Origin of the sequence: Brotaphodocola sp., from assembly GCF_050873365.1 — a bacterium.
Lineage (GTDB): Bacteria > Bacillota > Clostridia > Lachnospirales > Lachnospiraceae > Brotaphodocola.
On the sequence record NZ_JBNMIQ010000003.1, the window covers coordinates 30,725 to 42,494 of the forward strand.

8 protein-coding genes are annotated in these 11,770 nt (G+C 42.3%); 2 read left to right on the forward strand and 6 right to left on the reverse strand.

Going from position 1 to position 11,770, the window contains the following annotated elements:
* Window positions 1-292 precede the first annotated feature (292 nt).
* The 5 genes from ACR0QT_RS02460 to ACR0QT_RS02480 all read right to left on the reverse strand — a co-directional run bounded on the left by ACR0QT_RS02460 (window position 293) and on the right by ACR0QT_RS02480 (window position 8,414).
* Window positions 293-2,215, reverse strand: a complete 1,923-nt coding sequence (locus ACR0QT_RS02460; protein WP_432629319.1) for a hypothetical protein — start codon at window positions 2,213-2,215, stop codon at window positions 293-295.
* 57 nt (window positions 2,216-2,272) lie between these two features.
* Window positions 2,273-3,418, reverse strand: a complete 1,146-nt coding sequence (locus tag ACR0QT_RS02465) for a helix-turn-helix domain-containing protein (protein WP_432629320.1) — start codon at window positions 3,416-3,418, stop codon at window positions 2,273-2,275.
* Window positions 3,419-3,673: 255 nt separating this feature from the next.
* Complete coding sequence (locus tag ACR0QT_RS02470) at window positions 3,674-4,447, reverse strand: hypothetical protein (protein ID WP_432629321.1); 774 nt, start codon at window positions 4,445-4,447, stop codon at window positions 3,674-3,676.
* A 342-nt stretch (window positions 4,448-4,789) separates the two neighbouring features.
* Window positions 4,790-7,417 carry a pyruvate, phosphate dikinase gene (gene ppdK / locus ACR0QT_RS02475; protein ID WP_432629322.1) on the reverse strand — a complete coding sequence of 876 codons (2,628 nt, stop codon included), beginning with the start codon at window positions 7,415-7,417 and terminating at the stop codon, window positions 4,790-4,792.
* 442 nt (window positions 7,418-7,859) lie between these two features.
* Window positions 7,860-8,414 (reverse strand): DJ-1 family glyoxalase III, encoded by a 555-nt coding sequence (locus ACR0QT_RS02480; protein WP_432629323.1) that lies wholly within the window; start codon window positions 8,412-8,414, stop codon window positions 7,860-7,862.
* Between the two features lie 275 nt (window positions 8,415-8,689).
* Here ACR0QT_RS02480 and ACR0QT_RS02485 point away from each other — a divergent pair, with 275 nt between their 5' ends.
* Both ACR0QT_RS02485 and ACR0QT_RS02490 read left to right on the forward strand, forming a co-directional pair.
* Window positions 8,690-10,165, forward strand: coding sequence for an SLC13 family permease (locus ACR0QT_RS02485; protein ID WP_432629324.1), 1,476 nt, complete (start codon window positions 8,690-8,692; stop codon window positions 10,163-10,165).
* Window positions 10,166-10,321: 156 nt separating this feature from the next.
* Window positions 10,322-10,732 (forward strand): DUF3842 family protein, encoded by a 411-nt coding sequence (locus ACR0QT_RS02490; RefSeq protein WP_432629325.1) that lies wholly within the window; start codon window positions 10,322-10,324, stop codon window positions 10,730-10,732.
* A gap of 42 nt (window positions 10,733-10,774) precedes the next feature.
* On the opposite strand, the gene ACR0QT_RS02495 is transcribed toward ACR0QT_RS02490, so the two are convergent.
* Window positions 10,775-11,653 (reverse strand): YitT family protein, encoded by an 879-nt coding sequence (locus ACR0QT_RS02495; protein WP_432629326.1) that lies wholly within the window; start codon window positions 11,651-11,653, stop codon window positions 10,775-10,777.
* Window positions 11,654-11,770 lie beyond the last annotated feature (117 nt).

Consider the following 11,770-nt stretch of genomic DNA (forward strand, 5'->3'; position numbering starts at 1 on the left):
CATGCAAAATATAAGAAAGAAAGTAAAAAGATCTGTGTTCAGAGATTTTTTTCACTTATTGTTACAATTCATTTCTAATACAAGCGATAATCTTTTAATCTGTTTTTTCTAAGTTTATCTAGTCAGCTTTTCTTTTTTCTCGCTCTTATCATAGCATATTTCCTATATGTGTGGGTCGCATACTAGGCGACAAGACATAAAAAAGGCTGGAATGATCTTCTAGCCTTTTTTACAAATCTATGTTATTTTCATAGAATATTCAAAAATTATTCTTCATTATAATAGAGACATTTTATGATATTTCCATTTTTCCTTCTTGCCAAAAGCAAAATTCATCATTTATTTTCGTCACTACTAATACCATAATTTTAAGCAACTGCATATAATCATTCTGCTGAATCAATTCATCTCTTGGATAGGTACTATGTGCATATTTATTTCTTAAATCTAATCCATCACTAAACTCAGCTTTATTCAATTCATAGTTTAAATAGTCTTTCTCTGGTTGAGAAAATAAAGTATTCTCAATCTTTAAATCATTCTCCAATAACATTTCTTTCAATATTGGATTTATATCTTTTAATCTATAAAAACATAACACATCGTGCTCATATAAATCCTTCAAAATTGACACTCGTGAAGTTTCCAGTTTTATAAAATCTAAATCATCAACGAATAAACATTTTCTACTAATCAGCCACTCTAACTGCGATATTTGATACTTATTAAAATCGTTCAATCGTACTTTTTCATTCTTTAACAATTCAAACAATGTTCTATATTTTGATTTGGTTTTGTCAATATACGCCAACACTGCTTGATCTGAGAATAAAGCAAACATTTCACTTTCCACTTTTTCACTCGCAGAATAAGCATATTTTTCAAAAATTAAACTTGGAATTTTCCCAAATACAATATGTTCTGATGTCATCTCAAATAATTCCTGATCAATTTTTCCATCTTGTACAAACATGCGAAACTGCTTTAATACCCCATCCATTTCTGATACAAGATTACGACATTTCTCAACATACGTAGTTTCAGCAGAAGAGGCAAGCATATGAAATCCACGAACATTAAACTCTTTCGGCAAATATTCTTCAAAAAACCATTTAAAGACCCGTTCAAGATTAATATTATGTTTCTGAAGAAAATTATAATATAAGGACATTTGACTTTTCGATAACATATCCTCCGCATCAAAAGAATTTCCATGTTTATAAAACTTAACTCCATTCACATTAAAAATATCTTCAAAAACCCCTATTTCTGATTTTACAGAAACTAAATTACTTCTTCCCCAAAGATCAAGCATATCAAATACATACCGAAAATTATTTAACACTGTTGGATAATCAAGATTATCCTCCAACCATTGAATATCATATGAGATTTCTAAATCCTGTCCTTGTTTCTCCCATTTTTTCAATTCATCTTGCTTCTTTAATATTACTTTCGTTTCAGATTTTATAATTACAGCACTTTGAGAATGCTTTTCCCAATAACGCTCATATGTATGCTTCGCCTCCAACCGAATCTTATCACTAATTGGACATTCTTTCGTACTTTGAGATTTATAAATAAGCTGTAATACATTCATATTTGCATCTTCATCTTGAATATATCGCAAAAAAATCTCTTCAAATTCTTTTGGAGATAACGATTTTGGCAAATAATAATTAATATTAGACTTTTCTAAAAATTTAGCCACTAAGATATGCAAGGTCTGATCAGACTTTCGTAAAATCTTAGTAAACAACTGATCATAATGCATTACTAATTCTTTATATTTCAGCAATACATGTAAGTTAATATCTGATTGATCCAAATAATTTTCAAAAATTTTTTCAGAAATTTTGAAATACACCTTAAATTTTGAAAAAAGGAACCAAAAATCATCCAAATAAGTCGCTGCAATTTTTTTCTCTGTATCCAAAAAATTATCATTATTAATTTTTCCAAAAAACTGCCCTAGAATCCCATTAAACTGTTGAACTGTATTTTTATACATTTCATATGTTTCACTAGACCAAGATTCCAAAAACACACCACTTTCAATTAATTTTTGAATATTAAATAATTCAAGTATTTCATTGACATCATATTCTTTTTTATCGTTAAATCCATCAAGAATACCTTCTGCTTCCTTTAATGCCCATCCTATACTCAGATCATGAGTGCTATAAAATTTAATCCCTTCATACTTTGGACGCATATTTTTTCTTCTTTCTATATAAATCCTCCCCTTTCATAAAACTTAATTACTCTATTACTATTTTTCTGCCTCACAAATTGCCTTTTCTATCTTTAAAAGTGGTACTTCTATCATAGATATACTCTTTATATTTACAAATACTTCTGATTTATCCAGTTCATTTGTAAAATATAAAAAATTATCATCTATCTCATCCATCTCATACCCATATACCATCGCTATCTGATCTGAAATTGTGTCAGTATCAAAATTAATTCGCACAAGATCGTTTCTTCCACTTATATAATGAATCATTGAATCATTTAAAAAACTCCAAATATGTTCATCTGTCAAATGCTCTTTCTCTACATATACGTTTAATATCCTTTCTAAATTTGGAGATATGAACTTCGCTTTTTCTTCCGGTTCCATAAATTGGTATTCCTCATAATCCTCTAGCGCCTCATAAAACGCTAATGGTGTTTCGCCACAATCAACGGATGGATCCCAATCTTTATTACACGGAATATCACAATCAAAATCTGAAAATGTAATTTCTACAACATTTGGCAGATACAAATATAAAACTTTATTATTCATACATGAGATCACCAACTGTTGTTGATTCATTTGCTCACAAATTCTTTTTTTCTCATTGCCTGTAATCGGAAACCAATGATATTTTGAGGTTCCTTTCAGCAAAATTCCCACATGTCCCCAAAAACCACCAATAGCATTCTCTTTATTTTCATGTTTTAATAAAGCGTCCATTTCGCCAACTTGAGGTTCAAAAAAATATTCTCCCTTTAAAATTCTTGTACTCGTAAAAAGTTGTACTGCAATATCTCTAAGTTCCGCTGTCGTAGCCTCTTCTCCAGCTTCAATTTGTCTTAAACGTTTTATTGAAATTCCAGTTTTGCAAGCCATTTCTTTTGTCGAAAATCTAATTAAATTTCTTATTTCTCGGATACTGTTATTCCCACAAACTTTATTTCCAAGAAGAATATCCGGAGTGATTTTTAGAAAATTCATAATTTTCTCCATATGATTCTCATAATTCTTCTTGCTGGTAATTGTTCCAGCCAAAATTTTATCTATGGTTGGCCTGGAAACTTTTGTATTTTTATATAACTCCGCTTTCGTATAGCCCTTTTCTTCCAAAATCTCTTCTAAACGTGCTCCAACCACACTTCGCATATCAAATAAATCTTCTAATTCGTACATATTCATTCCTCCATCTAAGAATTATTTTAGCATAGCCTTATTGATTTGTAAATATTATTTTTACTTTTTTACTTTTTTACTTTTACATTTTATTTTTATCACAAGCTAAACATAAATAATAAAAAAGACTATTTCTTACAAGCAAAAAATACTATCAAAAAAACATCTTAAAATCAACAATAGGGCAGGATTCCAAAGAATCCTACCCAATTGTTAACACAAAATCTACAAATCTATATCATTTCTAACCTTTACTCAACGTGCCCTTCCACTCTTCACCGCCCAGAGATCGTCATACTCCCTGCTTGAAAGCACTCTTCCCTCTTGTGTATCAAGACCCGGACATTTTTCTTTCAAATACTCGATCAGGACCGTTCCAGACTCCATACTGCACTCAGCGACGACGCTTGCGCCGTTCTTTCCGATCAGCCCTACCACGAGATACTCAATTCCGACCTTGGAACTTCCCTGTCCGGCTCTGATTGTCTGCTTGACCAGGCAGGCAACCTTCAAATCTGAATACTTGATCAGCACATTGCTTCCGAGAGTCAGATAAACATAGTCTCTCGTGAGGATTCCATCTTTCTGGTCGGAAACCGCTTTCTCGACTGTATCGACAAGGCGGATCGCACGGCTCTCCATCTCGAGTGCCTGTTTTTCAAACTCATTGACTTCCTCAACGGTGTATCCATTCTCTTTCGCGCAAAGCTCTTTTAACTTCTCCCCGCCCCTCTGATGGCGCACAATCGACAGCACGATCACAGCGACCGAAACCAGTGCAAAAAATACAAGCACAGCAGTAAGTCCATAAAAGAAGATGATCATGTCGGTCTCTCCACTCTCACGACACTGGTTTGCGATCGGGAGCACAAATTTCAGCGCATACAGACAGCCCGCAAACACGACTGCAAAGAACACATACACCATGACGGAGACATTTGCCGTGTTCTTATGAATCCGCTGGAAAATCCCCTCTCCGTAATGTTTTTTCTTATAATCTTCTGTCATAATCGGTAAATATTTTTCCATCCTAAGTTGCCTCTCTTCCCCAATTTCCAGTTTTTCAATTTTCCGATTTTTTCCTAGATGTTACCCGAAATGGTGTCCCATATATTGTCTCAAATAGTATATCGTGTTACAAATAAAGTCTCAAATCCTATCCCAAATGTGTTATAACTCAGAGCAGATATCCCCTCTTCTCTCCTAAAAATCTTGTTTCTGATAACCCACCTCAAAAAGGGGCTCATCCACATCCACTCCGGATGATAACAGCAAGGGCGGGATTCTTGCGAATCCCGCCCCACTTAAATGAGTCAGAAAATTCCATCAGGTAAATTTCCTTACTCATATAACCTCATTCTTTACGAACGATTATTTATTGTTGATAGCTGCCTGAGCTGCTGCCAGTCTTGCGATCGGCACACGGAACGGTGAGCAGGATACATAATCCAGACCAATCTTGTGGCAGAACTCTACGGAAGACGGATCTCCACCGTGCTCACCACAGATACCGATGTGCAGGTTCGGGTTAACCGGCTTACCTAACTTGATAGCCATCTCCATCAGCTTGCCTACGCCAACCTGATCCAGTTTTGCGAACGGATCGTTCTCGTAGATCTTAGCGTCATAGTATGCGCCTAAGAACTTACCAGCATCATCACGGGAGAAGCCAAAGGTCATCTGGGTCAGATCGTTGGTTCCGAAGCAGAAGAATGCAGCCTCAGTAGCGATCTGATCAGCGGTCAGAGCTGCTCTCGGGATCTCGATCATCGTACCAACCTCGTACTCCAGATCAATGCCAGCTGCTGCGATCTCAGCGTCAGCGGTCTCAACAACGGTCTTCTTGCAGTACTTTAACTCCTTGATGTCGCCGATCAACGGAATCATGATCTCCGGCTTGATGGTCCAATCCGGATGAGCCTTCTTCACATTGATAGCTGCACGGATAACTGCGGTGGTCTGCATAACAGCGATCTCCGGGTAGGTGACTGCCAGACGGCATCCACGATGACCCATCATCGGGTTGAACTCATGCAGGGAATTGCAGATAGCCTTGATCTGCTCAACGGTCTTGTTCTTAGCCTTAGCCAGCTTCTCGATGTCAGCCTCCTCGGTCGGAACAAACTCATGCAGCGGCGGATCCAGGAAACGGATGGTAACCGGGTCACCCTCCATAGCCTCGTACAGCTGCTCGAAGTCGCTCTGCTGTAACGGCAGGATCTTGTCCAGTGCCTCTTTTCTTTCCTCTACGGTATCGGAGCAGATCATCTCGCGGAATGCCTCGATTCTGTCTGCCTCGAAGAACATATGCTCAGTACGGCAAAGACCAATACCCTCAGCGCCCAGCTCACGAGCCTTCTTAGCGTCTGCCGGGGTATCTGCATTGGTACGTACCTTCAGAGTTCTGTACTGGTCAGCCCAATCCATGATACGACCGAACTCGCCTGCGATCTTAGCCTCAACAGTCGGGATTGCTCCGTCATATACACAACCGGTAGAACCATCGAAGGAAATTACATCTCCCTCATGATACTCCTTGCCATTCAGGGTGAACTTCTTGTTCTCCTCGTCCATGATGATGTCGCCACAACCAGATACACAGCAAGCGCCCATACCACGAGCAACTACTGCTGCGTGAGAGGTCATACCACCACGAACAGTCAGGATACCCTGAGAAGCCTTCATTCCGGTGATATCCTCCGGAGAAGTCTCCAGACGAACCAGAACAACCTTCTCGCCTCTTGCAGCCCACTCCTCTGCATCAGCAGCGGTGAAGACGATCTTACCACAAGCAGCACCAGGAGCAGCGCCCAGAGCCTTAGCGATCGGGGTTGCAGCCTTCAGAGCAGCCGGATCGAAGGTCGGATGCAGTAAGGAATCCAGGTTACGCGGGTCGATCATAGCAACTGCCTCTTCCGGAGTTCTCATGCCCTCGTCTACCAGATCACAAGCAATCTTTAAAGCTGCCTGAGCGGTTCTCTTACCGTTACGGGTCTGAAGCATGTACAGTTTGCCGTGCTCAACGGTAAACTCCATATCCTGCATATCTCTGTAATGATCTTCCAGAGTCTTGCAAACATTCTTGAAGTCCTCAAATGCCTGCGGGAACTTCTCTGCCATCTCGTCGATGTGCATCGGGGTACGAACACCTGCTACTACGTCCTCGCCCTGTGCGTTGGTCAGGAACTCACCGAACAGACCCTTTGCACCGGTTGCCGGGTCACGGGTAAATGCAACACCGGTACCACAGTCATCACCCATGTTACCAAATGCCATGGACTGTACGTTAACAGCGGTTCCCCAAGAATACGGGATATCGTTATCACGACGATATACGTTTGCACGCGGGTTATCCCAGGAACGGAATACAGCCTTGATAGCGCCCATCAGCTGCTCCTTCGGATCATCCGGGAAATCTGCGCCGATCTTATTCTTATACTCAGCCTTGAATGCGTTAGCCAGCTCTTTCAGATCATCAGCGTTCAGCTCAACGTCCTGAGTAACGCCCTTCTTCTCTTTCATCTGATCGATCAGAGCCTCAAAGTACTTTTTGCCGACTTCCATAACAACGTCGGAGTACATCTGAATGAATCTTCTGTAGCAGTCCCATGCCCAACGAGCATTGCCAGACTTCTCAGCGATAACATTTACAACGTCCTCATTCAGACCAAGGTTCAGGATGGTGTCCATCATACCCGGCATGGATGCTCTTGCGCCGGAACGAACGGATACTAACAGCGGGTTCTCCAGATCACCAAACTTCTTGCCGGTAATCTCCTCCATCTTTCCGATGTACTCGTTGATCTGCTCCTGAATTTCCGGATTGATCTCACGGCCATCCTCATAGTACTGAGTACATGCCTCCGTGGTAATGGTGAAGCCCTGCGGAACCGGAAGACCAATGTTGGTCATCTCTGCAAGGTTAGCGCCCTTGCCTCCCAGCAGGTTTCTCATAGTGGCATTGCCCTCGGTAAATAAGTAAACCCACTTCTTTGCCATCTGTTTTTCCTCCTCAAATATGCATGTAGAATTGACTCTACGAATTTTCACCCCGCTACTGGTTGTATTCCCCAAATACATGAAAAAGCCGTATGCGGTCTGCTATTAGTATAGCACATTTTTTGATTCCGTAAAGGTTTTTTTGTCAAAAAATCGATAAATTTTGTGCAAACTTAGGTAAATTTAATCGTTTCTGTTTTTGTTTTCAGTCATTTTCACATATCCGTAATCAATTCGTATATACGAATGTATGTGATGCCAATTTAACAAATTTTTCCCTCTTCACATTCCTTCGCGCACTGCTTATTTTTGCTTATAAATATCTTTCCGGAACTCTTATAACTCAGAAGGGGACTGTCTCCCCTCTTCCATAGCGAAAAGACAATCCCCTTACTATTCCTTACTATTGCTTATGTTTATTATTGCTTATTATTTATTATATTTAGCAGTACTGGATCTTCTTGCGGGTATCCTCTGCCACTTCCTCGCCGACAAGCTGTTTTACAATCTCAAGTCCGAGATCAAGTGCAACGCCGAGTCCCTTTCCGGTTGTGTAAATGCCATCGGTCACAACGCCCTGCTGGTTCGTGTAGGTAGCGCCCTTGAAATCTTTCTCAAATCCCGGGAAGCAGGTAGCTGTCTTTCCCTCAAGGAAACCGTGACGACCGAGAACAACTCCCGGAGCTGCACAGATTGCAGAAATTCTCTTGCCGGCATCGCGCTGTCTCTCAAGTGCCTTGATCAACGGCTCACATGCGGAGAGACGCTCAGAACCCGGAAGACCACCCGGAAGGAAGATCACATCTGCATCCGAAAAATCGGTTTCTGCGATCGTCATATCTGCCTCAATCGGAATCTGATGGGAGGAAACAATTCTGCGGTCCTTCTCAATCGAGACAAGCACAGTCTCAATCCCACTTCTTCTCAGAACATCGACAACCGCTAAGCACTCCACTTCCTCAGATCCGTCTGCGATCATTGCATACACTTTTGCCATTTGAAATTCCTCTCTTTCTTTTGCCTTTTCTTTTCTTGGCTTTTTTCCTATTTTATAGGGATTTCATAAAAAATGCAAGAAGCCCTCGTTATCTTTTCTCTTTTTTCTTTTTGTCCAGTTTTCCCTTTCTTTTTTCATTTACCCTCCATCTTTTGCATCAATTTCAACAAAACATTATCGCAAAATATAACGTGCGTTATATTTTCTCTTGGCGAACTATGTTAAAATATTATCAATTTCGAAAATTTCGTGAAACGACAATGGAGGGTTTACAAATGACTCAGAAGAAAGCACTGGTTACACCAAAGGCCATACATGCAATCATCGGTATGGCAATCATGTTTCTGTTTCCGCTCCTGCCCATCTCACTTCCAGAAGTGACACCGCTGGGCATGAAAATCATCGGTATCTTTTTAGGTACTCTGTACCTGTGGACAACGGTTGAACCTGTGTGGTCCAGTCTTGCCTGCATCTTCATGGTCGGCATCTCCGGATACGGTCCGATGAATCAGGTTCTCCAGACTGCATTTGGAAGCCCGGTTATCATTCAGATGTTCTTCCTGATGATCGTCATGAACTGTCTCGTTTACAATCGACTGACGATGTACATCGGTCGTTTCTTCCTGACACTCCCGATCAACAACGGTCGCCCGTGGGTATTTACCGCGATGCTGATGATCGGTTCGATGCTGATGGCTGCCTTTGTCGGCCCGTTTGCACCGATCTTCCTGTTCTGGCCGGTTGTCTATGATATCTTTGATGAGATCGGAATCAAGAAGGGCGAGGCTTACCCGACCCTGATGTTGATCCTGATTGTAATCGGTACTTTGATCGGTTTCCCGGTTCCGCCGTACAGTGGAAACGGACTTGCGCTGATCAGCAACTACTCCACGATCACCGAAAACATGGGAAACAAGATCGTGTTAAACAATGCTTCCTACCTGACACTGGCTCTGATCTGGGGCTTCTCCTCGATCCTTGTTATCGTGCTCTTCTGCAAGTTCATCCTTCGTCCGGATGTCTCTAAGCTGAAGAACCTCGATGTGGAGTCACTGAAAAAGCATCCGCTTCCGCCTCTGACACCGAACCAGAAGTTCATGGCAGTCACCTTCGTGATCTACATTGCCTGCATGCTTCTCCCGAGTGTCGTTCCGGATCTCGGAATCATGAAATTCCTGAGCGCAAACAGCTACGGTCTTGCAATCGGCTACACCGCAATCCTCTGCTGTGTCAGCTTTGATCCGGACGAGCATCAGCCGATCATGCCGTTTGGCAAAGTCGCTGGCAACTTCGCATGGGGAACCTTCTTCCTGTGTACTGCAGCCACCCTGCTCGGCGGTGTTCTGACAAACGAGTCCACCGGTATTGCAAAGTTCTTGAGTTCCGTCCTGAACCCGATTTTCAGCGGTATGTCCCTGACGGTATTCTACATCGCTCTGCTTGCGATCACTCTGGTTCTGACGAACCTGTGCAACAGCCTTGTAATCGGTATGCTGATTCAGCCGGTCATCGCATCTTTCTGTCTGGCAAATGGAATCAACTCCTCCCCGATCACGGCACTGATCATTATCTTCGTTCTGGCAACCGCATCGATCACCCCATCGGCATCTCCGTTTGCGGCAATGATCCACGGCAACAAGGAGTGGCTTGCTTCCGGTCAGATTTACAAGTACACGACGATGATCGCTCTGATCGAGATCGTGATGGCAGTCGTTGTCGGTCTTCCGGTCGCAATGGCACTGTTCCACTAAAACGTATCCGTTTTTATCCGTTTCTGAGTTTCTGTTTCACATTTCTGAGTTTTATGGTACACTGATTAGCAGGAATGCTTTAGGGGGACCGGCACAGCCGATCCCCCTTTTCTTTCTCACTTTTTTCAATTTTATTTTGTAAAGGAAAAATTTTTCATGAAAAAAATTACAATCATAGATGGTCAGGGCGGTCGCATGGGGAAAACCCTGATTGAACAATTAAAGAAGGAATTTCCGGAGCAGGAACTGCTTGCAATCGGCACAAACAGCATTGCGACCTCCGCAATGATCCGCGCGGGCGCTGACTACGGCGCAACGGGCGAAAATCCGGTGATCGTCGCCTCCCGCGACTCTGACATCATCATCGGACCGATCGGCATTGTGATCGCTGACTCTCTGTTTGGCGAGGTGACGCCAAAGATGGCAAAGGCGGTCGGACGCAGTCACGCGACCCAGCTTTTGATGCCGGTCAACCGCTGTAACCATCATGTCGTCGGCTGTGAGGAGATCTCGATGAACGAGATCATCCGCCGTGTCATCGAGCAGGTCCGCGAACTGATTAAATAAATTAATTCAAGTCAACGCAAACGAAGGAGCGCAATCCCTGCCTCACTTTTTCGGCTGATAGCGAATATCAGAAACATTGTAGACCGTGATGAACGCATGTGGATCTTCGCGGTTCATATAGTTCATCAGTTTCTGGTACTCCATTCGGTCGACAATTGTGATGATCTCATTTCGTTTTTCCATGTTGTAGGCGCCGATCGACTCATAGATCGTCGCCCCGCTGTGCAGATCATTGAGGATAAACTGGCGCAGTTCCTCTTCTTTCTTTGTGATGATGCAGACGCGCCGTTTGACGTTGTGATTGAAGATGAAATGGTCGAGAACGATTCCATTGAAATACGTTCCGAGCACACTGAGAACGACGGTTTTCTTGTCATAGACGAGCCCCGCGGAGAGTGCGATACACATGCCGGAGAGCGACATCGCCTTGCCGAGATCCATGTGCAGATATTTGTTCATGATCTTAACAACAATGTCAATTCCACCTGAGGATGCATTGCGGTTGAACAGAATGCTCAGTCCAACGCTGACCACAAGCACATAGCAGACCACATCGAGTTCCTGACTGTCTGTCAACGACGTAAAATTCGGGAATATTTTCTCAAAGAGTGCGAGAAATAAAGGCAAAATGATACTTGTATACACGGTTTTCGCCCCAAACTCTCTCCCACAAGTAAAAAAGCCGACAATCAGAAGTGCCACATTGAGGATCATCGTGATCGCTGACAGCGGAAGCGGAACGAAGTTCGACAACACAATTCCGAGACCGGAAATACTGCTGATCGAAGTGTGGCTCGGCATCAGAAAAAAGTAAACCGCTCCCGCAATGATTGCGACTGCTACTGTCAGAATAGCTGTCTCCTGCACAGCCTTTCCGTAATGAATCGTCTGTGCCGTTTGATTTTCTTGTTTTCTATCCATCTCTCTTCTCACACTTTCCTCAAAAAAATACTGTTACAAAGCAAGGTTTCCTCATCGGGAGCTTCCCTGCTCTGCAACAGCTATTTTTTTGACAATTACGATACGTATCGCTATTAT

What these genes read in the sequence shown, in the direction of transcription:
- ACR0QT_RS02470 (WP_432629321.1), bottom strand. Translation starts at nt 4,447, where the DNA reads ATGGAAAAATATTTACCGATTATGACAGAAGATTATAAGAAAAAACAT.
- ACR0QT_RS02490 (WP_432629325.1), top strand. Translation starts at nt 10,322, where the DNA reads ATGAAAAAAATTACAATCATAGATGGTCAGGGCGGTCGCATGGGGAAA.
- ACR0QT_RS02495 (WP_432629326.1), bottom strand. Translation starts at nt 11,653, where the DNA reads ATGGATAGAAAACAAGAAAATCAAACGGCACAGACGATTCATTACGGA.
- ACR0QT_RS02460 (WP_432629319.1), bottom strand. Translation starts at nt 2,215, where the DNA reads ATGCGTCCAAAGTATGAAGGGATTAAATTTTATAGCACTCATGATCTG.
- ACR0QT_RS02480 (WP_432629323.1), bottom strand. Translation starts at nt 8,414, where the DNA reads ATGGCAAAAGTGTATGCAATGATCGCAGACGGATCTGAGGAAGTGGAG.
- ACR0QT_RS02465 (WP_432629320.1), bottom strand. Translation starts at nt 3,418, where the DNA reads ATGTACGAATTAGAAGATTTATTTGATATGCGAAGTGTGGTTGGAGCA.
- ACR0QT_RS02485 (WP_432629324.1), top strand. Translation starts at nt 8,690, where the DNA reads ATGACTCAGAAGAAAGCACTGGTTACACCAAAGGCCATACATGCAATC.
- ppdK (WP_432629322.1), bottom strand. Translation starts at nt 7,417, where the DNA reads ATGGCAAAGAAGTGGGTTTACTTATTTACCGAGGGCAATGCCACTATG.